Source organism: Aeromicrobium sp. A1-2 (assembly GCF_003443875.1).
GTDB lineage: Bacteria > Actinomycetota > Actinomycetes > Propionibacteriales > Nocardioidaceae > Aeromicrobium.
The window spans coordinates 944,541-969,612 of sequence record NZ_CP027482.1; the positions used below are offsets into that span (position 1 = coordinate 944,541).

Below are 25,072 nucleotides of genomic sequence, written 5' to 3' on the forward strand. Positions count from 1 at the left end.
CATATGGAGTTCGAGAGAGTCGCACGCGCCATTCTCGGCAACATCGAGAAGGTCATCGACGGCAAGCCCGAGGCAGCCGAGGCCGCGCTGGTCGTGTTCCTCGCCGAGGGGCACCTGCTCATCGAGGACGTGCCTGGCGTCGGCAAGACGGTCCTCGCCAAGGCCCTCGGTCGCTCGGTCAGCTGCTCGGTGCGGCGGATCCAGTTCACTCCTGACCTCCTGCCGTCGGACATCACGGGCGTCTCGGTCTACAACCAGGTCGACCGCGAGTTCGAGTTCAAGCCCGGCGCGGTGTTCGCCAATATCGTGATCGGTGACGAGATCAACCGTGCCTCGCCCAAGACGCAGTCGGCGCTGCTCGAGGCGATGGAGGAGCGGCAGGTCACGGTCGACGGCACGACGTACGTCCTGGCCAGCCCATTCTCGGTCGTGGCGACCCAGAACCCGTTCGAGATGGAGGGCACCTATGCCCTGCCCGAGGCCCAGCGGGATCGCTTCATGGCGCGAATCTCGATGGGTTATCCCGATGCGCGGGCAGAGCTTGCGATGGTGCGGGGCCGCGACGCCGAAAACCCGTTCGACGACCTCGAGTCCGTCGCGTCGATCGAAGACGTGCAGGCGATGATCGCGTTCGCCCGGGCGATCTACGTCTCGCCGTCGGTCGAGCAGTACGCCGTCGACATCGCCCAGGCGACCCGCGCCGATGCGGATCTGCGGCTGGGTGCCAGCCCGCGCGCCACCTTGCAGCTGGTGCGCGCCGCCAAGGCCCGGGCGGCGGTGCAGGGCCGCGACTACGTCCTTCCGGACGACATCGACGCCTTGGTGCCGGTCGTGCTGCCGCACCGACTCATCCCGATGCGAGGCGCGGCAAGCGTCGAGGACATCGTGGACCGCATCGTCGCCGAGACGCCCGTCCCGGCCGGTGCGGTCCAGCCGAGCTGAGCGTGATGACCGCCGACCAGCAGCCCAGCCGCCTCCGGGGCGCTGCGAGCTCGGTCGTACTGACCCCCCGCGGGGTGGGCTTCCTGGTCGTCGGGGTCGTGAGCTTCGCGGCAGCGCCGGCGCTGTCCCTCCCGGCACTCCTGTACGTGACGGGACTGCTGCTCGCTCTGGTCCTGCTGTCCGGACTGTTCGTCTTCGTGGGCCACTCGCGGGTGCGCATCGAGCGTTCCTTCAACCCCCAGGTCGTGCGGCCCGGGCAGGCGTCGCGAGCCACGGTGCGTATCACCAACTTGTCGTTGCTGCCGTGCCTGGAAGCGCGTTGGAGCGATGTTCTCCCGCGGGGCATCTCGGGCGATGCCGAAGGGGTCCTTCCTGCAATGACAGGCAGCCGCGGGGCGGACACACGGGTGAGCTTCTCGTACGGTCTGCAGGGCACCCGGCGCGGGCTGCATCCCGTCGGACCACTCCGGGTCAACGTGCTGGATCCGTTCGGGCTGGTCTACCGCCGGCACAGCTTCGGTGCGCCGGAGTCCCTGACGGTACTGCCACGCTGTGTCGAGCTGCGACCCATCGCGCCTCGTGGCACCAGTGATGATGGGGCAACCCGGCCCGCTCCTCAGCACGTCGGGCTGGGTGAGGACGACGTGATCGCACGCAGCTACCTCCCCGGCGATGCCATGAAGCGTTTGCACTGGAAGGCGACGGCCCACCGCGGTGAGCTCATGGTCCGTCAGGAGGAGCAGCAGCTGACACCGCGCGCGGCGGTCATCCTCGACTGCGACCCCCGTTCGCAAGGCACGGCCCGCGACCGCCAGGGCGTGTGGGAGCACTCCGCATCGTTCGAGTGGTGCGTCGTGGCCACCGCATCGATCACAGCTCATCTGGTGAAGGCCGGTTACGTCACGATTCTGCAGTCAAGCGGCCCGGCGATCGAGCGGTTTGTCGCCGAGGGTCAGGACACCGTCGAGGACGCGATGGCCGATCTCGCCGTCGTCGAGCCGCAGGAGCAGGACCACGAGCATCGGATCGCGCCCGAGCGCACGGCCTTCGTCGTGCTGGGTCACCTGAGCGTCGAGCGGGCCCAACACTGGGTCACGCACCTCGCGACGACTCGCACCGTCCTGGCGTTCGTCTCGGCCGGCACCCCGCCTGACGCCCTGGACGTGCTCGACGGTGCCCGCTGGAGGGTCGTGAGATATCGACCCAAGGACGACGTCAGCGCCGCATGGGCCGAGCTCGACGGGACGCGGACCCATGCTGCGGGCTGATCCCTCGACGCGTCGCACGACGCGGACCAACCGTGACACGTGGCTCGACCATGTCATCATCGCGATCGCCTTCGCGGTGCTGCTCTCGGGTTTCCGCTCCGTGATCAGCGGCAACGACTGGTGGATCACGACGATCCTGGTCGCCATGCTCACGGGCCTGACCTGCGCCGTGCTGCGCGCTGTCAGCGTGCGCTGGGTTGCACCGATCGCGATCGTGGTCGAGCTGCTCGCACTCGCGTGGGTCTTCGTCCCGGACACCCTGATCGTCATCGTGCCGACTCTCGACACCTTCCAGGGGCTCGGCAGTCTCGCGTCGGCGGCGAAGACCATCATCGTGGGCGAGCAGGCTCCGGTGGTTGCCGCCGAGCCGGTCGTGCTGGTCATGGCCAGCTCGTTCGGGCTGCTGGTCGTCGTGGCCGACTCGCTGCTGGCGCGTCGGCGGGCAGCTGCGACGGTCGGGGCTCTGCTGCTCGCGGTGTTCGTGACGCCGGCGCTGATCTCCGGCGACACGCCATCGGTCTGGTTGTTCGCGACGGTTGCGGCGCTCTGGCTGGTGATCCTGCGGTCGCGCACGGCGCTCGGCGGTTCGCTCGCGCAGCGCGGCCGTGGGCCCGCTCTCGTGCTGGGAAGCGCCGCGTTGGCGGCCGCGGTCGCCTTCCCGATCCTCTCGCCCGACGTCAGCGCGGTCGCGACGTCGTGGGGCAAGCCGCCGCCGGCGGTGTTCGGTCGGGGCATCAACCCGATGCTGGAGCTGGGGCAGAACCTGCGCCGCAACGGCACCGCGACGGCACTGACCTACACGACGGGACTTTCCGAAGCGCCGTACCTCAAGGTCGCGACGCTGCGGGACTTCACCGGCAGGACCTGGAAACCGGGTTCGACCAAGCGGTTCGACGCCGCCGAGGGGGAGTTCGCGGTCAAGGACGGGATCAAGACCGAGAAGGCGTTGACCACGATCGCGATCCGGCAGCTGCGCACCACGATGCTGCCGGTTCCCTATCCGCTGTACGAGGTCGCCGGGCTCGAGGGCACATGGTCACGCGAGAGATTCGGGTTGACGATGGGCTCGACCGACAGCGACACCCGTGGTCAGACGTACTCCGTCACGAGCCTGGACATCCAGCCCACAGCGCAGCAGATGCGGGCGATCAGGACCGACATCGGCCTGCAGCTGCAAGAAGAGGTCAAGCTGCCCGACAAGATCCCCGCCGCGATCGAGGAGACCGCCCGTGAGGTCACTGCGGACGCCACAAACCAGTACGACAAGGTCATCGCCCTGCAGAACTTCCTCCGCAACGGCGCGTTCACCTACTCCGAGACCGCCCCGGTCGCCGACGGCTACGACGGCAACGGTGTCGAAGTCATCGCGGAGTTCCTGCAGAGACGCGCGGGCTACTGCGTGCACTTCTCCTCGGCGATGGCCGTGATGGCGAGGACGCTCGACATCCCCTCACGCATCGCGGTGGGATACGCGCCGGGCACAGTGACCGGGGTCCGAGACGACCGCAACGTCTACGAGGTGACCTCCGACGACCTGCATGCCTGGACCGAGATCTACTTCACGGGCGTGGGCTGGGTCAGGTTCGAGCCGACGCCGGGCGTCGGTTCGACTCCGGGGTTCGTCGAGCCGGGGGTGCCATCCTCCGACGTGAGCTCGGAGGATGCCCCGCCCGTCGACCGCCCGTCGGTCCGAGGCGAGAACGACGCCGTCGCAGCTGCCCCCACGACCTCGGAGGCCTCGCGGACCGCTCCTCGCACTGCGCTGACGACCTTGGCCGGGCTGATCGTCCTGATGAGCGCACCGGCGCTCATCCGGGGCGCGCGCCGGCGCTGGCGGCTCGCCCGGGCGGAGGTCGACCCGCTCTGGCGCGAGCTCGAGGACACCGCTATCGACCTCGGTGTCCGGTTCTCGGTCGCCGACACCCCCCGCGGCTTCAGCCGACGATTGCACGATCGGTCCGGCGTGGACCACGAGGCGCTGGACCGCTTGCTCGACCGGATCGAACGGGCCCGCTTCGCGCGCAGCTCCGGAGTGGACGGGGACGGTGCCGGCGACCTCCGGATCGTCATCGCCTCGCTGCGGGCCGGAGCGTCGGCCCGGCAACGATGGCGGGCCACCCTGCTTCCACGTTCGCTCGCCGGCCGTCGGTCGCACGCTGCGCCTGCACCACTCGCGACGGACGTCGTGGGGCGGACCGGGTGATCCGGTCAGGGATCTAGCTCGTGTCGCGGTCGAACTGCTCCTTCGGCTCAACGTACGAACCCGGCGCCCGACGATTGCTCATGCTGATAAAGTACGAACCATCATGCGGAACCAGAGCCTGCTCCTTCTCTGCCGCGCCGAGGTCCTCTAGGTCGGACCCCTCGGCGCGGAGTTTGTCACGCACCGGCCGCAACATCAGCCAGACAAACCCAGAGGAAGTCCGATGAAACCCTACGCCAGCACGCCGCAGCAGCCCAGCGGTATGTCGTTCCAGCGCTACCTGCCATTCGTGCCGGTCGATCTGCCTGACCGCACGTGGCCCGCCAAGACCATCACCGAGGCCCCGCGATGGTGTGCGGTCGACCTGCGCGACGGCAACCAGGCGCTGATCGATCCCATGACCCCGGCCCGCAAGCTCGCAATGTTCCAGCTGCTGGTGCGCATGGGCTACAAGGAGATCGAGGTCGGCTTCCCGAGCGCGAGCCAGACCGACTTCGACTTCGTCCGCCAGCTCATCGAGGGCAACCTGATCCCCGACGACGTCGTGATCCAGGTGCTGACGCAGTGCCGCGAGCCCCTGATCGACCGCACCTTCGAGTCGCTGGTGGGCGCCAAGCAGGCCATCGTCCACTTCTACAACTCGACGTCGACCCTGCAGCGACGCGTCGTGTTCGGCCTGGACAAGGATGGCATCACCGACATCGCGACGCAGGGTGCGCGGCTGTGCATGAAGTACGCCGAGATCCACACGCCGGACACCAGGATCTCGTACGAGTACTCCCCGGAGTCCTACACCGGCACCGAGCTGGACTACGCGCTGGAGATCTGCAGCCGGGTCATCGACGTCATCGACCCGACCCCCGAGTGGCCGCTGATCATCAACCTGCCGGCGACGGTCGAGATGGCCGTTCCCAACGTCTACGCCGACTCGATCGAGTGGATGCACCGCAACCTGCCGCGTCGCGACAGCATCGTCCTGTCACTGCACCCGCACAACGACCGGGGGACCGGTGTCGCCGCGGCGGAGCTGGGCTACCTGGCCGGCGCCGACCGTATCGAGGGCTGCCTGTTCGGCAACGGTGAGCGCACCGGGAACGTGTGCCTCGTGACCTTGGGTCTCAACCTGTTCAGCCAGGGCGTCGACCCACAGATCGACTTCCACGACATCGACGAGATCCGCCGCACCGTCGAGTACTGCAACGAGCTGCCGGTGCCCGAGCGGCACCCGTACGGCGGCGACCTGGTCTACACGGCCTTCAGCGGCTCGCACCAGGACGCCATCAAGAAGGGCTTCGAGCACATGGCGATCGACGCGGCGGCGGCGGGCAAGCCTGTCGACGACATGCCGTGGGCCGTGCCGTACCTGCCGATCGACCCGCGCGACGTCGGCCGCTCCTACGAGGCCGTCATCCGGGTTAACAGCCAGTCCGGCAAGGGTGGCGTCGCGTACATTCTCAAGAACGACCACCAGCTCGACCTGCCCCGTCGACTGCAGATCGAGTTCAGCCAGGTCGTGCAGGGACTCACCGAGGGCGAGGCCGGGGAGATCGAGCCCAGCGCGATCTGGGCCGCGTTCCGACGCGAGTACCTCGAGCGCGAGTCCCCGTACTCGCTGCAGAGCTACAGCTCGGTGACCTCGGCCGACGGTGGGGACGAGCAGCTCGTCGCGCTGCAGGTCCGCGGGCGGGTGCAGGAGTTCAAGGGTGCTGGCAACGGCCCTGTCGCGGCCTTCATCGACAGCCTGCGCCAGGCCGGAGCCGACATCCGGCTGCTGGACTACTCCGAGCACGCGCTGTCATCGGGTGGCGACGCGGTCGCTGCCGCGTACATCGAGTGCGACGTGGCCGGCGAGACCGTGTGGGGAGTGGGCATCCACGAGAACATCGTGACCGCCTCGCTGCGCGCCGTGGTCTCCGCGGCCAACCGGGCCATTGCCGAGACCATCCCGGTCTGAGCGAAATTACTGTACTGGCCGGTACAGTAATCGGCCGTTGTTGCGATAGCCTCAGTGTGACGCCGAACACCCTCGGCGCATGGTTGCCCGCGGTGCGATCCGCCGCGGCGTGAGGAGGATTCGTGGCGCGCATCATCAATCAGGTCGCAGTGTTCGGTCTTGGCAAGGTCGGCGAGCTTGTCGCCGTCATGCTGGGCGAGTCGGGGTTCAAGGTCGTCGGCTACGACGCAGCTCCCCGCGACGATCTCGGATTCGAGGTCAAGCCGCTCGACGTGCAGGACACTGCGGCCCTGCGTGAGTCGCTGCGCGGCGTCGATGCGGTCGTGTCATGCCTGCCGTACTACCTCAACATTGACGTGGCCGAGGCCGCGTCCGACGCTGGGACGCACTACTTCGACCTGACCGAGGACGTGCCGACGACCAACCGGGTCATCGAACTGGCCGGCCAGAAGCAGGGCGCGGCCTTCGCCCCGCAGTGCGGTCTCGCGCCGGGCCTGATCGGCATCATCGGCGCCTCGATCGCCAAGACCTTCGACGAGATCCGGTCGATCGAGCTCAAGGTCGGCGCCCTCCCACAGAACCCCACGGGGCTGCTCGGCTACGCCATCAACTGGTCACCCGAGGGCGTCGTCAACGAGTACCTCAACGATTGTGAAGTGTTGCGCTCGGGCAACCGGCAGATGGTGCCGGCCATGACTGAGAAGGAGCGCGTGTTCATCGGTGGCATCGAGCTCGAGGCGGCGCTGACCTCCGGTGGGCTCGGCACGATGTGCGAGACGTACGAGGGCCAGGTGCACCGCCTCGACTACAAGACGTTGCGCTATCCCGGACATTTCGACCAGATGCACTTCCTGTTCGACGAGCTCAACCTGCGCGACGAGCGCGAGCTGGTCGGCCGGATGCTGGTCGACGCGAAGCCTCCGGTCAACGACGACGTCGTGTTCATCCACGCGGCGGTCGAGGGTCGCAAGAACGGTCACCCGTTCCGTGAGAACCACGTGCGCGCCTACAAGCCCCTGGAGATCGCCGGCCGGGTCTGGCGGGCGATCTCGTGGACCACGGCCGCCTCGGCGGTCAGCGTCGTCGAGCTCGTCGCGGACGGCATGCTCGCGCAGAGCGGTTTCATCAAGCAGGAAGACATCGCGCTCGAGCAGCTGTTCTCCACCCAGGCAGGACGCCACTTCGCCGAGCAGGGAGAGGTCTGACATGACTGACATCGCCAACCGCGCACAGGACATCCTCGACCGGCTCGGTGCCGGCAACCCCTTCGTCACCGATGGTGACCTGGTCAGCCGCTCGCCGATCGACGGGAGCGAGCTGGGCCGGCTGCGGTCGCACACCGCCGACGAGGCCGCCGACATGATCGGCCGGGCCCAGGCGGCGTTCGAGCAGTGGCGCAGCGTCCCGGCCCCGGTCCGCGGACAGTTCGTCCGTGAGCTCGGAGAGCTGTTGCGTGAGCACAAGGACGATCTGGGTGCCCTGGTCTCGATCGAGGCCGGGAAGATCGTGTCCGAGGGCCTCGGCGAGGTGCAGGAGATGATCGACATCTGCGATCTCGCGGTCGGTCTGTCGCGCCAGCTGCACGGCCTGACGATCGCGACGGAACGTCCTGGTCACCGCATGATGGAGCAGTGGCACCCGCTCGGGGTCATCGGCGTCATCTCGGCGTTCAACTTCCCGGTTGCGGTGTGGTCGTGGAACGCCGCACTCGCGTTCGTGTGCGGTGACGCCGTGGTGTGGAAGCCGTCTGAGAAGACCCTGCTGACCGCACTGGGTTGCCAGGCGCTGGCCACCGAGGCCGGCCGTCGCGCTGGCGTGCCCGAGGGGCTGTCGGCGGTGCTGATCGGCGACCGCACGGTCGGCGCGGCGCTGGTCGACGACCCGCGCGTGCCGCTGGTGTCGGCGACCGGCTCGACCCGGATGGGCAAGGAGGTCGCACCACGCGTCGCTGCCCGGCTCGGCCGCACTCTGCTCGAGCTCGGTGGCAACAACGCCGCGATCGTTGCCCCGTCGGCCGACCTGGACCTCGCGGTCCGCGGCATCGTGTTCTCCGCGGTCGGCACTGCGGGGCAACGCTGCACCTCGCTGCGCCGGATCATCGTGCACGAGTCGATCAAGGACGACCTCGTGGCGAGGCTGAAGGCCGCGTACGAGACGTTGCCGATCGGCTCGCCGCTTGAGCCCACGACGCTGGTGGGCCCACTGGTCGACCAGAGCGCGTTCGACGCCTTCGGCGCTGCGATCAAGCAGGCGCAGGCCGACGGCGGTGACGTCGTGACCGGCGGCACCCAGGCCGCGGTCTACGGAGATGGCTTCTACGTCCACCCGGCGATCGTCGACATGCCCCAGCAGACCGAGATCGTCAGGGCCGAGACGTTCGCGCCACTGCTGTACGTGTTGACGTACACCGACTTCGCCGAGGCGATGGTGCTGCACAACGAGGTCGCCCAGGGCCTGTCGTCGTCGATCTTCACCCTCGACGTGCGTGAGGCCGAGCTGTTCATGTCGGTCGTCGGCTCGGACTGCGGCATCGCCAACGTCAACATCGGCCCCTCGGGCGCTGAGATCGGGGGCGCCTTCGGCGGCGAGAAGGAGACTGGCGGGGGGCGCGAGTCGGGCTCGGACGCGTGGCGTGCGTACATGCGTCGCTCGACCAACACCGTCAACTACTCGACCGAGCTGCCGTTGGCACAGGGTGTCGAGTTCGGCTGACGCGCCGCGGCGTCGGGATCGGCCGGTTGTGTCGGCGGACGGATGCATGCTGGCCCCATGAGCAGAGAATTTCAGGTGACGTTCGACTGCGCCGACCCGGCCGCCCTGGCGGAGTTCTGGGCTGCTGCGCTCGACTATGCGGTGCAGGCGCCGCCCCGCAGCTTCGACTCGTGGGACGCCGCGCTGGAGGCCTTCGGAGTGCCACCGGAGGACTGGAACTCCCGCTCGGCGATCCTGCCTGTCGATGGTGAGGGGCCACGGCTGTTCTTCCAACGAGTCCCTGAGGGCAAGGTGGCCAAGAACCGGCTACACCTCGACCTCCGCGTCGCGGCCGGACTCGAGGGTGATGTCCGCATGGAGGCGCTGGAGGCCGAGGCCACGCGACTCGCGTCCCTCGGTGCCACCCGCGCCTACCGGGTCGAGCCCGCACCGCCGATGGAGTACGGCTTCATCACGATGCTGGATCCAGAGGGCAACGAGTTCTGCCTCGACTGATCAGCGGACCTGGGCGCTCAGGGCGCGCCGTGCGGCACATACGTCAGACCCACACGGCACAATGGGCGGGTGAGCCTCTACCGCGACACCGGCATCGTGCTGCGTGTCCACAAGCTCGGCGAAGCCGATCGCATCATCACGTTGCTCACCCGTGACCGTGGCCTGGTGCGAGCCGTCGCCAAGGGCGTCCGCAAGACGACATCACGATTCGGCGGACGGCTCGAGCCGTTCATGCACGTCGACCTCCAGCTGGCCGAGGGGCGATCGCTCGACATCATCACGCAGGCCGAGACGGTCAACGCGTTCGCGAAGGATCTCGGCGCCAACTACGCGGCCTACACCGCCGGCACCGCGATGCTGGAGACCGCCGAGCGGCTCGTGACCGAGGACGGCGAGCCGGCCGTGCCGCAGCTCCAGCTGCTCGTCGGGGCCCTGCGCGCGCTCACGGAGGGACGCATGACACCGAGCCTGATCCTGGACTCCTATCAGCTCAGGGCGCTGTCGATCGCGGGCTACGCGCCAACGTTCGACGGCTGCGCCCGCTGCGCTGCCGAGGGCCCGCACCGCAACTTCCACGCCGCATCCGGTGGCATGCTGTGCGACGACTGCCGGGTCGCCGGCTCCGCGGCCCCGTCGCCGTTCACCGTGACGCTCCTCGCCGGCCTGCTCAGCGGTGACTGGGCGTCGGTCGGTGCGTCGGACGACCGTTCCCGCCGTGAGGCCAGCAGCGTCGTCAGCGCCTATCTGTCCTGGCATCTTGAGCGCGGACTGCGGTCCCTGACCCACGTGGACCGCTGATGAAGCGCGACGTACGCCAGCCGGTCCCGCACTCCTCGGGAGCGACCCCGCCGAACATCCCGATCGATCAGGTCCCGCGCCATGTCGCGATCGTCATGGACGGCAACGGACGATGGGCCAAGCAGCGCGGGCTCCCGCGCACCGCCGGTCACGAGATGGGCGAGGCGGCCTTGTTCGACGTCGTCGAGGGCGGCATCGAGATCGGCGTCAAGGCCATCTCGGCCTACGCGTTCTCGACCGAGAACTGGAAACGCTCACCCGATGAGGTGCGTTTCCTGATGGGCTTCAACCGTGATGTGATCCGGCGGCGGCGCGACGAGATGCACGAGCTCGGGGTGCGCGTGCGCTGGGCGGGTCGCCGCCCTCGCCTGTGGCGCAGCGTCATCAAGGAGCTCGAGACCGCCGAGGAGCTGACCCAGGACAACGACGTGCTGACGCTGACGATGTGCGTCAACTACGGCGGTCGCGCCGAGATTGCCGATGCCGCCGCAGCCCTGGCCCGCGACGTCGCCGCCGGCCGGGTCAATCCCGACAAGATCACCGAGAAGACCTTCGCCCGCTACCTTGACGAGCCCGACATGGAGGACGTCGACCTGTTCTGGCGGACGTCAGGGGAGCAGCGCACCAGCAACTTCCTGCTGTGGCAGTCGGCCTACGCCGAGATGGTGTTCTCTGACATCGCCTGGCCCGATGTCGACCGACGAGCGCTGTGGGTCGCGATCGAGGAGTACGCCGCGCGCAACCGGCGCTACGGCTCGGCCTAGGTCCCCGGGGATCAGCCGGTCTTCTGTGCCCACGCGCACGGGATGTAGGGGCCGTACTCGTCGAACGTGGCCGAGTCCTCGTTCGGTCCGAAGCCGACGAGGACCCAGTCATCGGAATTGAGTCTGCTGCTCGCCCCGAGCGGCAGACCGTAGTACGAGTAGATGTCCTCGCCGGTGACCTCAGTTGTGGAGTCGTCCGGGCCGGTGAACAATCGGGTGTCCTCCAACAGGTAGGCATCAGCGTCGCCGACTCCAGGTTGTGGGCAGTTCCCGCCGTAGCCGCCATATCCCTCGGCCTGCACGGGCCGGCCGTCCACGATCGAGACGGTCCGCGTGACGTCGTGGGGCGGGGTCTCGCTGCACGCGCCGATGTCAGCCAGATCGAGGCGCTTCTCCGAGACCCGGAAGGCGCCCTCGACCGGGGTGACCTTCGTGACGACGGTCGCGCAGCGTGCCGTCTCGGCGATCGGGTCGAGTACCTGGACCGCAGTTTCCTTGTCTGCGTCCCACAGCCAGACGTACCAGATCTGGGAGAGCCCGTTGCCCTCGATCCGGGTCAGGTTCGCCATGGCGTCCTCGAACCCGTCGGCATCGACATCGCCGTACACGATGGGCTTGTCGCCGAGGGAGTACTGACCGCGGTCGATCGTGCCGACGGGCTTCGAGCCGTCCAGTGTCACCGACTCGTCCCGCGGGGTGTCGAACCACTTGGCGGTCGAGAAGTCGAACTCACGGATCGCCTTGGCGTTCGGATCCGGACCCTGGGAGAGCGTGGGGCCCGCCGGCGGCGTGGGGCCGTCGGCCTGGGGGGCTCCTGATCCGCAGGCGGTGATCGTGGCGACCACCACGGCGATCAGGGAGGCTCTCACCTGCGAGCGCATGAATCCCAATCTACGACTGGAGATCTCGAAGTGCAGCGGATCGTGCGAATTCGGTGCCGGCGCCGCCGGGCTCCGGACCGGCGGCGCTCTGAGCAGGTAGGGCGGACCGATAGGCTGCGGGCATATGAGAATCGCCAGGTTTGCGGGTGACGACGACCCCCGCTTCGGAGTCATTGGGGACGACAATGGTGTCCCCACCATCGCTGTGCTGAACGGGGACCCCCTGTACGCAGGGCTCAACCTCAGCGGCCAGAAGATCCCGCTCGCCGACGTGCGTCTGCTCGCGCCGGTCATCCCGCGCAGCAAGGTCGTGTGCGTCGGCAAGAACTACGCCAAGCACGCCGCCGAGATGGGCGGCGAGGTGCCGGCAGAGCCGCTGATCTTCCTCAAGCCCAACACCAGCGTCATCGGGCCGGGCGAGCCAGTCTTCTACCCGACCCAGAGCCAAGACGTGCACTACGAGGGCGAGCTCGCCGTCGTGATCGGTCGCATCTGCCGCGACATCTCCGCCGCGGACGCTGCCAAGGTCATCTTCGGCTACACGATCGGCAACGACGTCACGGCACGTGACCTGCAGGCCAAGGACGGCCAGTGGGCGCGAGCCAAGGGCTTCGATACCTTCTGCCCGCTCGGACCGTGGATTGAGACGGACTTCGACCCGTCCGACGTCGCGGTCACGACCCGCCTCAACGACGAGATCAAGCAGGACGGACGCACGTCCGACATGGTCTTCACAGTGCCGGCCATCGTCGAGTACGTCTCGTCGTTCATGACGCTGCTCCCGGGCGACGTCATCCTCACCGGCACCCCCGAGGGTGTCGGTCCGATGCAAGTTGGTGACGACGTCAGCGTGACCATCGAGGGCATCGGCACCCTGACGAACAGCGTGGTGAGCCGTGAGCAGTGATCTGATTCGTCCCGTCGTGGCGCGGTTCTGCCCGTCCCCGACCGGCAACCCGCACGTGGGCATGGCCCGCACGGCCCTGTTCAGCTGGGCGTTCGCACGCCACAACGCCGGCCGATTCGTCTTCCGCATCGAGGACACCGACACGTCGCGCGACAACGAGGAGTCCTACGCCCTGCTCGTCGAGGTCATGCACTGGTTGGGTCTGGACTGGGACGAGGGCCCCGAGGTCGGGGGCCCGAACGGTCCCTACCGCCAGTCCGAGCGCATGGACATCTATGCCGACGTCGCGCAGCAGCTGCTCGACGCGGGCTTCGCCTACAAGGCGTACGACAGCGCCGAAGAGCTGGAGCAGCGCCGCAACGCAGCACGAGCCGCCGGCAAGCCCAGCGGCTATGACGGTTTGCACCGCGACCTCACCGCTGAGCAGATCGCGACGTACGAGGCCGAGGGTCGCGAGCCGGTCATCCGGTTCAAGATGCCCGAGCGCGTCTACACGTTCACCGACCTGGTCCGGGGCGAGATCTCGTTCGACTCGGCCAACGTCCAGGACTATGTGCTGGTGCGCGCCAACGGCCAGCCGCTCTACACGCTGACCAACCCGACAGACGACGCCATGATGGGCATCACGCACGTCCTGCGCGGCGAGGACCTGCTCAGCTCGACACCCCGGCAGATCGCTCTGTACGAGGCATTCGCCGAGATCGGAATCGGCGGGGGATTCACCCCCGAGTTCGGCCACCTGCCGTTCGTCATGGGTGAGGGCAACCGCAAGCTGTCCAAGCGCGATCCCGAGTCCAACCTGCTGGACTACAAGCCCAAGGGCTTCCTGCCCGAGGCGCTCCTCAACTACATGGCGCTCCTCGGCTGGTCGATCGCCGAGGACCGGGACGTGTTCTCGATCCCCGAGATGGTCGAGGCGTTCGAGATCGGCCGGGTCAACCCCAATCCGGCCCGCTTCGACATCAAGAAGGCTGAGGCCATCAACGGCTCGCACATCCGGCTGCTGCCCGAGGCGGAGCTGCGAGAGCGACTGGTGCCGTACTTCCAGGCCGCCGACCTGATCGATGCGGAGCCGACCAACGAGCAGCTTCGTCGACTCGAGGCGGCGACGCCGTTGGTGCACGAACGTATGACCTTGCTCACCGAGGCCGTCGACATGCTGCGCTTCCTGTTCATCGCGGAGTCCGACTTCTCGATCGATGAGACCGACCGGGCCAAGAATCTCAACGAGGCGGGCATCGACGTCGCGCGTGCGGCTCACGGCGCCCTCGCGGGCGTCACCGACTGGACCACCGAGGCGATCGAGGCTGCCCTGCGGACAGCGTTGATCGACGGTCTCGGCCTCAAGCCGCGGCTGGCGTTCGGGCCGGTTCGCGTTGCGGTCACGGGCAGTCGCATCTCTCCGCCGCTGTTCGAGTCGCTCGAGCTGCTCGGGCGCGACGTCTCGTTGGCCAGGCTGGCAGCAGCGGTCGGCGCGTGAAGAGGCCTCCCGGTTTGAATCCGAGCGGGGGCGTCGGGTAAAGTGTGACCTCGGCCCGGACCTCGTCCGGCGCCATTGGGATATGGTGTAATTGGCAACACAGCGGTTTCTGGTACCGCCATTCTAGGTTCGAGTCCTAGTATCCCAGCGAAACCCTCCGAGCGGCTCCCGAGCATGCTTTGGTAGGGTTTTGTGCGGTCGCAAGACCAACCATGGCCCCGTTGTGTAGCGGCCTAGCACGCCGCCCTCTCAAGGCGGTAGCGCGGGTTCGAATCCCGTCGGGGCTACCATGGACAAAGACCCTCTGACCTGCGGAAACGCGGGACAGGGGGTCTTCTTGTATGTCGGTCACCGCGCTGTGCGACTGGTGTGCGGCCAGGTACCTGGCACGAGTCGCGAGCCCAGACGCGGGAGGTGTTGTCCGCCGGGCTGACAGAGCGCCCGGCTTGGCCCGCGGCGGGCACGAATCGGATCTTGTGGAGGCCGCCGGAGTCGACCCGGCACGTTGTCACCGGGGCGCAGTCTCCTGATCAAACAGGTCAGGACCGCCGGCTCATGGCGGAGACACCCATGCCCGCTCGACTCACGTCCGCGGCGCCGATCTCGGTCGGACGTTCGCCCGACGTCTCGCCGAGTCTGGACGGGGTCGACGTGCAGGCCCTACGTTCGGGGCATGGATGACCTCTCGTTGGTTGGCATCATCGTGGCGGCGCTGGCGTTCTTCTTCCTCGGCGCGGCCTGGTACTCGTTCCTGTTCCGCAAGCCGTGGGCCGACGACATGGGCTACACCAAGGACATGCCGGGCAATCCGCAGTCGCCCGGCGCGGGGCTCCTGATCGGTTCGCTCGTCGCCGCGCTCGTGCTGGCGCTCTCCACGGCGTGGTTGGTCGGTGCCGGCGGTGCCGGCGAGGGAGCGAAGGTGGGCCTCGCGATCGGCGCGGTGTCGGCCGCGATCATGGGCCAGAATGCTCTGTACGACAACCGTCCGACGCGCCTGTGGCTGATCAACGCCGGCTACGCCTTCGTCGGCGCGATCATGGTGGGCGTCATCTGCGGAGCCTTCCAGGGCTGAGTCGCCAGTGTTGTTCACCGCGCGTTCAGATCGACGGGGCATGCTGGGCGGGTGACTGCACCGGGCGCCCCTTCGTCCCCTGTCGGCGCCACCTCCCGGATGCTGCGGTCAAGCCAGGCACCTCCGGTCCGCACGCTGGTCGACATCCTGCGTGAGACGGCGCTCGCCGCTCCCGACGCACCAGCACTCGACAATGGCTCGCGAGTGCTGACGTACGCGGAGTTCTGCGAGGCCTCGGACCACATGGCCTCTGCTCTCCGCGAGCGCGGAGTGGGCCGCGGAGACCGGGTCGGGGTGCGCGTCGACTCCGGCACCATCGATCTCTACGTCGCGATCATGGGCATCCTGGTGGCCGGCGCGGCCTACGTCCCGGTCGACGTCGACGATCCGGACTCGCGGGCCCGGACGGTGTTCTCCGAGGCCGACGTGACGGCCGTGGTCGGCAACGAGCTGATCATCACCACCCGCCGTGAAGGCAGCACGACGGCCGACAACGCCGAGCCGCTGCCGACCGACGATGCATGGGTCATCTTCACGTCGGGCTCGACCGGCATCCCCAAAGGGGTCGCGGTCTCGCACCGCTCGGCAGCGGCGTTCGTCGATGCCGAGGCGATGGTGTTCCTGCAGGAGAGTCCGCTCGGCCCGGGTGACCGCATCATGGCGGGCCTGTCGGTCGCCTTCGACGCGTCCTGCGAGGAGATGTGGCTTGCCTGGCGCCACGGCGCATGTCTGGTGCCCGCGCCGCGCTCGCTGGTCAAGAGCGGCGGTGACCTGGGGCCGTGGATGATCGCCAACGGCATCACGGTGGTGTCGACGGTCCCGACCCTGGTCGCGCTCTGGCCCGCCGGCGTCCTCGACGACGTCCGTCTGTTGATCGTCGGCGGCGAGGCGTGTCCACCCGAGATCGGTGAACGGCTCGCGGTCCCCGACCGAGAGGTCTGGAACACGTACGGTCCGACCGAGGCCACGGTGGTGGCCTGCGCCGCTCGCCTCATGGCCGGGGAGCCGGTTCGGATCGGGCTGCCCCTCGCGGGCTGGGACCTCGCGGTGGTCGACGCGGACGGCCACCACGTCCTGCCGGGTGAGTCCGGCGAGCTGATCATCGGCGGAGTGGGCCTGGCCCGCTACCTCGACCCTCCGAAGGACGCCGAGAAGTACGCGCGGTTCCCGACTCTGGGCTGGGACCGGGCGTATCGCAGCGGCGACATCGTGCGGTACGACGAGGACGGCCTGGTCTTCATGGGTCGGGTGGACGAGCAGATCAAGATCGGTGGCCGGCGCATCGAGCTCGGCGAGATCGACAGCGCGCTCCTTGGACTGCCGGGCGTCGTCGCTGCTGCAGCAGCCGTGCGCACGACGGACGCCGGCAACCGCATCCTGGTCGGCTACGTCGCGACCGATGCAGCATTCGACCTGACCGCTGCGCTCACGATCCTGCGGCAGCAGATGCCCGAGGCGCTCGTGCCGCGCCTCGGACTTCTGGACACCATGCCGACGCGCACCTCGGGCAAGATCGATCGTGACGCGCTGCCGTGGCCGATGCCGGGTGCAGGATCGGCCGACCGTGAGACAGAGCTGGAGGGGACCAGCGCGTGGCTCAGGGACATCTGGCTGGAGCTCCTGGGCGCAGTCGTCACGAACCCGGCGGACGACTTCTTCACCTTGGGCGGTGGGAGCCTCAGTGCGGCGCAGCTCGTCGGACGTCTCCGCGACCAGTTCCCGGAGGCCACCGTGGCCGACGTGTACGAGCACCCGACCATCGCCGATCTCGCGGCGAGCCTTGACGCGATGTCGTTGGCCCAGACCCGCCGGAACTCCGCGGTGCGTCCGGTGCGCCTTGCGACCCAGATCGCCCAGGTCCTGCTGGTGGTGCCGCTGCGAACCATCACGGGCCTGCGCTGGCTGGTCTGGGCCGCGGCGGCTCATCACGTCGCGTCGGCCGCGCTGGGATGGCAGTGGCTGCCCGAGGTCTCGTGGTCGTGGATCGCGCTCGGCGGCCTCCTGCTGATCAGTCCTCCCGGCAGAATGCTGCTCGCGGCAGCGAGCGCGCGAGCGCTGCTGCGCGGCGTCCGACCGGGTGCCCATCCGCGCGGTGGCGGAGTCCACCTGCGGCTGTGGCTGGCCGAGCGCATCGCCGATGAGCTCCGCGCCGGCTCGCTGTCCGGAGCCGCCTGGCTCGGCCTGTACGCCCGGGCGCTCGGCGCGCAGGTCGCGAAGGACGTCGACCTGCACTCCCTGCCACCGCTCACCGGGATGATGACGATTGGGTCAGGGGCGTCGATCGAGCCGGAGGTCGATCTGTCGGGTCACTGGCTCGACGGCGACACCCTGCACGTCGGGTCGGTCGCGATCGGCGCGGATGCCCGCATCGGTGTACGTAGTCTGCTGGGTCCGGGTGCCCGCGTTGGCGACCGGGCCGAGGTCGGCGCGGGATCTGCCGTGCTCACCGAAGTGCCGGCGGGGGAGTACTGGTCCGGCGCACCGGCGCACCCCAACGGCCCGGCCCGCGGACCGCGGACGAGCGACCGGGCGCCGCGGTTCGTGCGGTGGACTGTCGCCTACGCCACCGCAGCGGTCGTTCTCGCAGCCCTGCCGGTCCTGGCCGTGGTGGCCGGTAGCCTCGCCGTTGTGCCCGTGGTCAAGCCCGCCGACGGTCTGGCAGACGCGATTCTCCGGCTGGCGGCTGTGGCCCCGCTGGGCGTCGCGGTCGCCTACCTCGCCCTCGCCCTGCTGGTCGTGGCCGTCGTGCGGGTCCAGTCCGTCGGCCTGGCGAGCGGCACCTATCCTGTGCACAGTAGGCGGGGCTGGCAGGCATGGTCGGTGTTCCGGGTCATGGACGAGTCCCGGACCTGGCTGTTTCCGCTCTACTCGAGCACGCTGACCCCGGTGTGGCTCCGAGCCCTCGGCGCGCGGATCGGCGATGACGTCGAGGCATCCACGGTTCTGATGCTCCCGGCTCTCACAACGGTCAATGACGGGGCGTTCCTCGCCGACGACACGATGCTCGGGATGTACGAGCTGGGTGGCGGGTGGCTGCGCGTCGAGCAGGTCAAGATCGGCCGGCATGCCTTCGTCGGCAATTCCGGGATGACTGCGCCGGGGCGCAAGGTCCCCAAGGGCGGGCTCGTGGCGGTGCTGTCCGCGGCGCCGCAGCGGACCAAGGCCAAGGCGGGGACATCGTGGCTCGGCAGCCCGCCGCAGAAGCTGCGAAGGGCGGCAGGTCAGGTCGACGTCGGGCGGACCCTGGAGCCGTCCCGTCGACTGCGCGTGGCGCGCGTCCTGGTTGAGGCGGCCCGGGTCGTCCCGATGGTCCTCGGTGGCCTGCTCGCCCTCGCGGCGGTCGCCGGCCTCGAGATCGTCATCGATCGCGCCGGGTGGCTTGCGGCCGCGGGCCTGTCCGGGATCGTCATGGTCGGGGTCGGGATCTTCGCGGCGACCGTGTCGGCCGCCGCCAAGTGGGCCTTGGTCGGCCGGGTGCGGGTCGGCGAGCACCCGCTGTGGAGCTCGTTCGTGTGGCGCAACGAGCTCGCCGACACCTTCGTCGAGCTCCTCGGGGCGCCGTGGGTCACCCGTACGACGAGCGGCACCCCGTTGCTCAACCTCTGGCTACGCGCGCTCGGAGCCGACGTCGGACGCGGCGTGTGGTGCGAGACGTACTGGTTGCCCGAGGCCGACCTGATCGCGTTGGGCGACGGCAGCACCGTCAATCGGGGGTGCGTGGTGCAGACGCACCTGTTCCATGATCGGATACTCAGCATGGACACCGTGACGCTCGAGGCAGGATCGACGCTCGGTCCGCATGGGGTCATCCTGCCGGCCGCGACCCTTGGGTCCCACGCGACGATCGGACCGGTCTCGCTGGTGATGCGCGGTGAGTCCGTGCCGCGCAAGACCCGATGGATCGGGAACCCGATCGGTCCGTGGGTCGAGGACGACGCGAGCCGGTGAAGCCCTCCCTCGCCGCGACGACGAGCAGCGACCCGTACGTCCCGGGTCATGGTGATCTCTCCTTCGACGTCGACCATTATCTGCTCGAGCTGGAGTACAACGTCGAATCCAATCGTCTCGCCGGCCGGGCGACTCTGACCGCCACGGCGCGCCAGGACCTCGACCGGTTCGAGCTGGATCTCTACCACCTCCGGGTCTCCAAGGTCACAGTCGACGGTGCCGCTCCCGCCAAGCACGCACACCAGAAGAACCGGTTGATCATCCGCCCGCGATCGCCGATCGCGACCGGCGACAGCTTCACCGTGTCGGTCGCGTACGCCGGTTCGCCCCGGCCGATGCCGGGACCGGATGGTGACGCGGGGTGGGAGGAGCTGGCCGACGGAGTCATCGTGGCCTCCCAGCCGCACGGAGCGCCCTCGTGGTTCCCGTGCAACGACCGACCGTCGGACAAAGCGACGTACGAGATCGAGACGACGACGCCGTCGAGTTATGTCGTGGTGGCCAACGGGGTGCTGGAGAGTCGCCGTCGGCGCGCCGGCTCGACGGTGTGGCGACATGTCGAGACCTCGCCCATGGCGACGTATCTCGCGACGATCCAGATCGGTCGGTACGAGCAGGCCGAGACGGACACCGCGATACCGATCCGGACGGTGTATCCGGCGGGGGCCGGCGAGGTCACGATCGAGATGTTCGCCCGGCAGGCCGAGATGATGGCCCTGTTCGTGCGTCGGTTCGGGCCCTATCCCTTCGAGGCCTACACGGCCGTCATCACCGAGGACGAGCTTGAGATCCCGCTCGAGGCGCAGGGCCTGTCGGTGTTCGGCTCCAACTTCGCGACCAGTGCGTGGGAGCATCAGCGTCTGATCGCCCATGAGCTCGCGCACCAGTGGTTCGGCAACAGCCTGACGCTCGGCCACTGGCGGGACATCTGGCTGCACGAGGGCTTCGCGTGCTACGCCGAGTGGTTGTGGTCGGAGGAGTCTGGCGGGCCGACGGCACACGATCAGGCTGACCGGCACTGGCATCTGCTCGAAGAGCTTCCGCAGGACCTCGTGCTCGGCGATCCGGGGCCCGACCTGATGTTCGACGACCGGCTGTACAAGCGCGGCGCGCTGCTGCTGCACGCACTGCGACGGACCGTCGGGGACGACGCATTCTTCCAGCTGCTCCAAGCCTGGACGACGCGTTACGCCAAGGGCACGGTCACCACCGAGCAGTTCGTCGCCCTGGCAGCCGAGCGGTGCGGAGCATCGGTCGGCGAGTTGTTCGACCGGTGGCTGCGCGACGTCAGACTGCCGGAGCTGCCGGCCTCGTGACGAGGCACGGACGGTCGTTCGCGAGGATCGACACAGCACCGACGAAGCCGTCCGGCGACACCAGATCGAACATCCACACGGCTCGGTCGATCGGTTGCGGCTCTGGCCAGGACAGCAGCTCTGGCGGAAGGCCGGGTTCGCTCACCGTGATCGTCTCGGGATCTATCGTCAGGCCGTGCCCGGTGGCCTTGACCAGCGACTCCTTGCGGACCCACGTCACCAGGTCGGACGAGCCCTGTTCCACATCGATGCCGATCGGGCCCGCATCCGTCACGGCGACGACCGCCGCGCCTGCGGACCTGCTGAGGCTCAGGTGCAGCGGAGTATGGCCGTGGGGCAGGACGATCTGCGGCTTGCCGTGACGATCGCTCCCGCACGACCTGCACGCGCGGACGACGCGGACGTGGGCGGCGGGCGTGCCGCTGAAGTCTGCAATGAGATCTGTCAGCAGACCCTGGCCGACATCGCCCGCAGCGATCCAGCTCACCACGACATGGCCCGCTGGATCACCCGGCTCGGCTTTGCTGCTCACCCGCACGGTCTATCACGTGCCGATGAAGGAGGGCGCAACCGCCATGTCCGTTTACCGCTGGTATGTGTCTGCGGCGCGCGTCATGCTGGACACATGTACACCGATCACGAGCGCTGCTATCGGGCCGTTCAGTCCCGTGACGCCCGCTTCGACGGCGTCTTCTACACGGCGGTGAGGACGACCGGCATCTATTGCCGTCCGTCATGCCCCGCTGTGACCCCCAGACCGGGCAATGTGACCTTCCATCCGTCCGCGGCGGCTGCCCAGGACGCCGGATTCCGCGCCTGTCGACGCTGTCGCCCCGACACGACGCCCGGCTCGCCGGAGTGGAATGTCCGGGCCGATGTGGTGGGACGCGCGATGCGGCTGATCGGTGACGGGATCGTGGAGCGGGAAGGTGTTGAGGGGCTTGCCAATCGGCTCGGCTACAGCCAACGCCATGTCACACGGATGCTGACGCAGGAGCTGGGTGCCGGTCCGCTTGCGCTGGCCCGCAGCAACCGGGCGCACGCTGCGCGGGTGCTGATCGAGACGACCGAGATGCCGATGTCTGACATCGCGTTCGCGGCTGGATTCGCCTCGATCCGACAGTTCAACGACTCGGTGCGAAGGGTCTACGCGCTCTCGCCGACCCAGATGCGGGGGGGTCGACGCAGCACGCCGACGGGCCGGGTGACGGTGCGGCTGGCGGTGCGCCAGCCCTTCCATGCCGAGGCACTGCTCGACTTCCTCGTCGCACATGTCCTACCGGGGGTCGAGACCGTCCGCGATCGCACCTATGCCCGGGTGCTGCGACTCCCGCACGGGCCGGGCGTGATGGCACTGACGCTGCACGCCGACCACGTGTCGTGCGAGCTGGAGCTGGCCGATCTGCGCGACACTGCCGTCGCGATCGGCCGGGCCCGACGCATGCTCGATCTGGACGCCGACCCGGTCGCGGTCGACTCGGTGCTTAGTGACGATCCGGCCCTGCACGACCTGATCGCGGCAGCACCAGGTTTGCGGGTGCCCTCGCACGTCGACGGCTTCGAGGTCGCGGTGCGCACGATCGTCGGCCAGCAGGTCTCGGTGGCCGGAGCCAACACGGTCCTGGGACGACACGTGCCGACGCGGGGGACTGCGGTCGATTTCGAGCTCGCCACGTCATTCGGCCTGACCCACGCGTTTCCGGCACCCGAGGCATTCGCCGAGGCGGATCCAGCCGAGATGGGCATGCCCCGGTCCCGAGGGCGCACGATCGTCGATCTCGCACAGGCCGTCGCCGACGGCAAGCTCGAGCTGGATCCCGGCGTCGATCGCGAAGCTGTTCGCGAGCAGCTTGTCGCGATGCGGGGCATCGGGCCGTGGACCGCCGACTATGTCGTGATGCGCGCGCTCGCACACCCCGACATCCTCCTGACCACCGATCTCGTCCTCCGCCGTGAGCTCGAACGACGCGGCCTGTCCAAGGACGACACCGACCGGTGGCGCCCGTGGCGTTCCTACGCAGGCATGCACCTGTGGCGCGCCACCTCAGCATTCGAAAGGACACCGACATGAGCACCATGACGCGATGGATGGACTCTCCGATCGGCGGGCTCCGCATCCATGTCTCCGCCGGACTCATCACCGCGATCGACTTCGGTGCGGGCGAACCGCGCCGGCAGCAGACCGGCAGCACGCTGCTCGACCAGGCCGAACGTCAGCTCGACGAGTACTTCGCGGGTGAGCGCACCGACTTCGACCTCCCGCTGGCCAATGACGGCACGGAGTTCCAGAAGAAGGTGTGGGCCGAGCTGCGCCGCATCCCGTACGGCGAGACCGCGAGCTATGGCGACATCGCTCGCCGGCTGGGCTACGAGCCGGTCATCTCGCGTGCGGTTGGGGCCGCCAACGGTGCCAACCCGATCCCGATCGTGGTGCCGTGCCACCGGGTCATCGGGGCGGACGGTTCGTTGACCGGATACGCCGGCGGTGTGGATCGCAAGAAGACGTTGCTGGATCTCGAGCGGCCCGGCCTGTTCTGACCGCTGACCCCATGTACGGGCATTGTGGGTCCTGCGTTGGCCCGCCGTTCACCTGTGCCGGGCACGATGAGCTTCATTCGATCCGTGACCAGAGGGTGAGCATGTCCAGCAAGAATGACAAGAAGGCGCACGGGACCGGCAAGGCCGAGCGCAAGCTCGCCGCCGCGAACTCGTCCGTCGAGGCTCTGACCGCCGAGGTCAAGGTGCTGCGTACGCAGGTCAAGACCCTGCAGGCCGACGCCGAGAAGCACAAGTCCCGGGTGCAGAAGATCCGCGCCAACGCCGAGAAGGCCATCGCCAAGGCGACTGCCAAGCGCAAGAAGGCCAAGGCCAGGGCGCGCCAGGCCATCGCGGACCACCCCCGTGCCGAGCCCCGCGCGCTCAAGGACGCGCCCGAGCTGCCGCAGCCCAGCTGGACCGTCACCCGCCTGCGGGCAGCCGCCAAGGATCAGGGCGTCGCCGGATACTCGCGGATGCGCAAGGACCAGCTGCTCTCCGAGCTGGTCTAGAGCGACCGGCTGATGGCTGTGGACGACGGGTTCGACCCGGGCACGATCTGGGTCGATCGTGGATCCATGACGACATCACGCTCGCCCGATCCCCACGGTCTCCCGCTCGTGCGCACGCCTGCCGAGCTCGAGGCAGTGTGGCGCCAGCTCATCGAGCCACTGGGCTTCGCCAGCCGGCAGATCTTCGCGCTGCTGCTGGACCGCGATGGCGTCGTGCTTCCATCCGTCCTCAATGTGGCCGAGTGTCCCGCCGCACCGGATGGACCGATGGTGGTCAACCTCGCACGCTCCCTTCGCCAGGCGCTCGATGACGTCGACCCGGACGGCTCGTGCGCCGTGCTGTGGGCGCGGCCGAGCGATGCCGGCACCCGGGCCTCGGACATAGCGTGGATCCGGGCCATCACGGCCGCGATGTCGATCCAGTCCCTCGCGAGCTGGCCCGTGCACACGGCCGACGATGCCGTGCTGCGGGTCATGTCGCCGGACGATCTCGCCGCGTAGGACTACCTGGCTAGTTAGAGCGCCGCAGGCTCTGCGAGAGCCGCTCGGCCGCGGCCACGACGGCCGGCGCGTGCATGCGTCCGGGCTGTCGGGTCAGCCGTTCGAGCGGGCCGGACACCGACACTGCTGCGACGACCTTGCCGGAGGGGGAACGTACGGGGGCGGACACCGAGCCGACGCCGTTCTCCCGCTCGCCGACGCTCTGCGCCCAGCCGCGACGGCGTACGGCCGACAGCTCGGCAGCCGCGAACGTCGCCTTGAGCAGGCCCTTGTTCATGCGCTCGGGGTCCTCCCACGACAGCAGGATCTGGGCGGCGGAACCAGCGCTCATCGTGAGCTGGCTGCCGACCGGGATCGAGTCGCGCAGGCCGGTCGGTCGGTCCGCGGCGGCAACGCACACACGGAAGTCGCCCTGCCGGCGGAACAGCTGGGCGGACTCCCCGGTGATGTCGCGCAGCCGGGCCAGGACGGGTCCGGCCGCGGCGAGCAGGCGGTCCTCGCCGGCGGCGGCGGCGAGCTCGCCGAGGCGTGGGCCGAGGATGAAGCGCCCTTGCATGTCGCGGGCGACGAGCCGATGATGTTCCAGAGCCACCGCGAGCCGGTGGGCGGTGGGACGGGCCAGGCCCGTGCTGGCGACAAGGCCGGCCAGCGTGGCCGGACCGGGCTCGAGAGCAGCAAGCACCAGTGCGGCTTTGTCGAGAACCCCGACTCCGCTAGAGTTGTCCATGTCTTGATACTGCCGTATCGCATTGTGAGACGCAAGCCTGAGAAGCAGAGCATCCGT

21 protein-coding genes and 2 tRNA genes are annotated in these 25,072 nt (G+C 68.7%); 20 read left to right on the top strand and 3 right to left on the bottom strand.

Annotated features, from left to right (window positions below; all coding sequences use genetic code 11):
• The first annotated feature begins 3 nt into the window (after window positions 1–3).
• The 9 genes from C6I20_RS04600 to C6I20_RS04645 all read left to right on the top strand — a co-directional run bounded on the left by C6I20_RS04600 (window position 4) and on the right by C6I20_RS04645 (window position 11,136).
• On the top strand, window positions 4–942 hold the full coding sequence (locus C6I20_RS04600) for a MoxR family ATPase (protein WP_118394889.1): 939 nt from the start codon (window positions 4–6) through the stop codon (window positions 940–942).
• A gap of 5 nt (window positions 943–947) precedes the next feature.
• A complete protein-coding gene (locus C6I20_RS04605; RefSeq protein ID WP_162891124.1) occupies window positions 948–2,210 on the top strand; it encodes a DUF58 domain-containing protein in 1,263 nt (420 codons plus the stop codon).
• The gene (locus C6I20_RS04610; protein ID WP_118394891.1) at window positions 2,197–4,413 is read left to right on the top strand and encodes a DUF3488 and transglutaminase-like domain-containing protein; all 2,217 of its coding nucleotides are present in this window, start codon (window positions 2,197–2,199) and stop codon (window positions 4,411–4,413) included. Before C6I20_RS04605 ends, C6I20_RS04610 begins: the two co-directional genes overlap by 14 nt.
• A gap of 223 nt (window positions 4,414–4,636) precedes the next feature.
• Window positions 4,637–6,367: a 2-isopropylmalate synthase gene (gene leuA, locus C6I20_RS04620; protein ID WP_118394893.1), complete on the top strand. Its 1,731-nt coding sequence runs from the start codon at window positions 4,637–4,639 to the stop codon at window positions 6,365–6,367.
• 122 nt (window positions 6,368–6,489) lie between these two features.
• Window positions 6,490–7,572, top strand: a complete 1,083-nt coding sequence (locus C6I20_RS04625) for a saccharopine dehydrogenase family protein (RefSeq protein ID WP_118394894.1) — start codon at window positions 6,490–6,492, stop codon at window positions 7,570–7,572.
• 1 nt (window position 7,573) lies between these two features.
• On the top strand, window positions 7,574–9,079 hold the full coding sequence (locus C6I20_RS04630) for an aldehyde dehydrogenase family protein (protein ID WP_118394895.1): 1,506 nt from the start codon (window positions 7,574–7,576) through the stop codon (window positions 9,077–9,079).
• Between the two features lie 57 nt (window positions 9,080–9,136).
• Window positions 9,137–9,574 (top strand): VOC family protein, encoded by a 438-nt coding sequence (locus C6I20_RS04635; RefSeq protein WP_118394896.1) that lies wholly within the window; start codon window positions 9,137–9,139, stop codon window positions 9,572–9,574.
• A 69-nt stretch (window positions 9,575–9,643) separates the two neighbouring features.
• Window positions 9,644–10,372, top strand: coding sequence for a DNA repair protein RecO (recO, locus tag C6I20_RS04640; RefSeq protein WP_118394897.1), 729 nt, complete (start codon window positions 9,644–9,646; stop codon window positions 10,370–10,372).
• Window positions 10,372–11,136, top strand: coding sequence for an isoprenyl transferase (locus tag C6I20_RS04645; RefSeq protein WP_118394898.1), 765 nt, complete (start codon window positions 10,372–10,374; stop codon window positions 11,134–11,136). Before recO ends, C6I20_RS04645 begins: the two co-directional genes overlap by 1 nt.
• 11 nt (window positions 11,137–11,147) lie before the next feature.
• On the opposite strand, the gene C6I20_RS04650 is transcribed toward C6I20_RS04645, so the two are convergent.
• A complete protein-coding gene (locus C6I20_RS04650) occupies window positions 11,148–12,017 on the bottom strand; it encodes a hypothetical protein (protein ID WP_118394899.1) in 870 nt (289 codons plus the stop codon).
• 124 nt (window positions 12,018–12,141) lie between these two features.
• Between C6I20_RS04650 and C6I20_RS04655 the strand changes: the two genes are divergently transcribed.
• The 7 genes from C6I20_RS04655 to C6I20_RS04685 all read left to right on the top strand — a co-directional run bounded on the left by C6I20_RS04655 (window position 12,142) and on the right by C6I20_RS04685 (window position 20,740).
• Complete coding sequence (locus tag C6I20_RS04655) at window positions 12,142–12,924, top strand: fumarylacetoacetate hydrolase family protein (protein WP_118394900.1); 783 nt, start codon at window positions 12,142–12,144, stop codon at window positions 12,922–12,924.
• Entirely contained in the window at window positions 12,914–14,404 is a 1,491-nt protein-coding gene (gltX, locus tag C6I20_RS04660; protein ID WP_118394901.1) for a glutamate--tRNA ligase, read from the top strand. Before C6I20_RS04655 ends, gltX begins: the two co-directional genes overlap by 11 nt.
• A gap of 76 nt (window positions 14,405–14,480) precedes the next feature.
• A tRNA-Gln gene (locus C6I20_RS04665) sits at window positions 14,481–14,552 on the top strand.
• Window positions 14,553–14,618: 66 nt separating this feature from the next.
• A tRNA-Glu gene (locus C6I20_RS04670) sits at window positions 14,619–14,694 on the top strand.
• Between the two features lie 383 nt (window positions 14,695–15,077).
• Window positions 15,078–15,476: a DUF1761 domain-containing protein gene (locus C6I20_RS04675; protein WP_118394902.1), complete on the top strand. Its 399-nt coding sequence runs from the start codon at window positions 15,078–15,080 to the stop codon at window positions 15,474–15,476.
• A 51-nt stretch (window positions 15,477–15,527) separates the two neighbouring features.
• On the top strand, window positions 15,528–19,424 hold the full coding sequence (locus C6I20_RS04680) for a Pls/PosA family non-ribosomal peptide synthetase (protein ID WP_254052249.1): 3,897 nt from the start codon (window positions 15,528–15,530) through the stop codon (window positions 19,422–19,424).
• Window positions 19,421–20,740, top strand: coding sequence for a M1 family metallopeptidase (locus C6I20_RS04685; protein ID WP_254052250.1), 1,320 nt, complete (start codon window positions 19,421–19,423; stop codon window positions 20,738–20,740). The genes C6I20_RS04680 and C6I20_RS04685 overlap by 4 nt, the downstream gene beginning before the upstream one ends.
• Here the strand turns inward: C6I20_RS04685 and C6I20_RS04690 are convergent.
• Complete coding sequence (locus tag C6I20_RS04690; protein ID WP_162891125.1) at window positions 20,712–21,272, bottom strand: 4'-phosphopantetheinyl transferase superfamily protein; 561 nt, start codon at window positions 21,270–21,272, stop codon at window positions 20,712–20,714. The genes C6I20_RS04685 and C6I20_RS04690 overlap by 29 nt on opposite strands.
• A gap of 93 nt (window positions 21,273–21,365) precedes the next feature.
• Between C6I20_RS04690 and C6I20_RS04695 the strand changes: the two genes are divergently transcribed.
• The 4 genes from C6I20_RS04695 (at window position 21,366) to C6I20_RS04710 (ending at window position 24,288) form a co-directional block, all read left to right on the top strand.
• Window positions 21,366–22,811, top strand: a complete 1,446-nt coding sequence (locus C6I20_RS04695; RefSeq protein WP_118394906.1) for a DNA-3-methyladenine glycosylase 2 family protein — start codon at window positions 21,366–21,368, stop codon at window positions 22,809–22,811.
• Window positions 22,808–23,278: a methylated-DNA--[protein]-cysteine S-methyltransferase gene (locus C6I20_RS04700; protein ID WP_118394907.1), complete on the top strand. Its 471-nt coding sequence runs from the start codon at window positions 22,808–22,810 to the stop codon at window positions 23,276–23,278. The genes C6I20_RS04695 and C6I20_RS04700 overlap by 4 nt, the downstream gene beginning before the upstream one ends.
• Before the next feature lie 101 nt (window positions 23,279–23,379).
• Window positions 23,380–23,787 (top strand): Rho termination factor N-terminal domain-containing protein, encoded by a 408-nt coding sequence (locus tag C6I20_RS04705; protein ID WP_118394908.1) that lies wholly within the window; start codon window positions 23,380–23,382, stop codon window positions 23,785–23,787.
• Between the two features lie 12 nt (window positions 23,788–23,799).
• Entirely contained in the window at window positions 23,800–24,288 is a 489-nt protein-coding gene (locus C6I20_RS04710; RefSeq protein WP_118394909.1) for a hypothetical protein, read from the top strand.
• A gap of 10 nt (window positions 24,289–24,298) precedes the next feature.
• Here C6I20_RS04710 and C6I20_RS04715 read toward each other — a convergent pair whose 3' ends face one another.
• The gene (locus tag C6I20_RS04715) at window positions 24,299–25,015 is read right to left on the bottom strand and encodes an IclR family transcriptional regulator (RefSeq protein ID WP_118394910.1); all 717 of its coding nucleotides are present in this window, start codon (window positions 25,013–25,015) and stop codon (window positions 24,299–24,301) included.
• Between the last annotated feature and the right edge of the window lie 57 nt (window positions 25,016–25,072).

Coding starts and splice junctions, on each gene's coding strand:
- C6I20_RS04600 (WP_118394889.1), top strand. CDS start 4: ATGGAGTTCGAGAGAGTCGCACGCGCCATTCTCGGCAACATCGAGAAG.
- C6I20_RS04605 (WP_162891124.1), top strand. CDS start 948: ATGACCGCCGACCAGCAGCCCAGCCGCCTCCGGGGCGCTGCGAGCTCG.
- C6I20_RS04610 (WP_118394891.1), top strand. CDS start 2,197: ATGCTGCGGGCTGATCCCTCGACGCGTCGCACGACGCGGACCAACCGT.
- leuA (WP_118394893.1), top strand. CDS start 4,637: ATGAAACCCTACGCCAGCACGCCGCAGCAGCCCAGCGGTATGTCGTTC.
- C6I20_RS04630 (WP_118394895.1), top strand. CDS start 7,574: ATGACTGACATCGCCAACCGCGCACAGGACATCCTCGACCGGCTCGGT.
- C6I20_RS04635 (WP_118394896.1), top strand. CDS start 9,137: ATGAGCAGAGAATTTCAGGTGACGTTCGACTGCGCCGACCCGGCCGCC.
- C6I20_RS04645 (WP_118394898.1), top strand. CDS start 10,372: ATGAAGCGCGACGTACGCCAGCCGGTCCCGCACTCCTCGGGAGCGACC.
- C6I20_RS04650 (WP_118394899.1), bottom strand. CDS start 12,017: ATGCGCTCGCAGGTGAGAGCCTCCCTGATCGCCGTGGTGGTCGCCACG.
- C6I20_RS04655 (WP_118394900.1), top strand. CDS start 12,142: ATGAGAATCGCCAGGTTTGCGGGTGACGACGACCCCCGCTTCGGAGTC.
- C6I20_RS04675 (WP_118394902.1), top strand. CDS start 15,078: ATGGATGACCTCTCGTTGGTTGGCATCATCGTGGCGGCGCTGGCGTTC.
- C6I20_RS04695 (WP_118394906.1), top strand. CDS start 21,366: ATGTACACCGATCACGAGCGCTGCTATCGGGCCGTTCAGTCCCGTGAC.
- C6I20_RS04700 (WP_118394907.1), top strand. CDS start 22,808: ATGAGCACCATGACGCGATGGATGGACTCTCCGATCGGCGGGCTCCGC.
- C6I20_RS04705 (WP_118394908.1), top strand. CDS start 23,380: ATGTCCAGCAAGAATGACAAGAAGGCGCACGGGACCGGCAAGGCCGAG.
- C6I20_RS04710 (WP_118394909.1), top strand. CDS start 23,800: ATGGCTGTGGACGACGGGTTCGACCCGGGCACGATCTGGGTCGATCGT.
- C6I20_RS04715 (WP_118394910.1), bottom strand. CDS start 25,015: ATGGACAACTCTAGCGGAGTCGGGGTTCTCGACAAAGCCGCACTGGTG.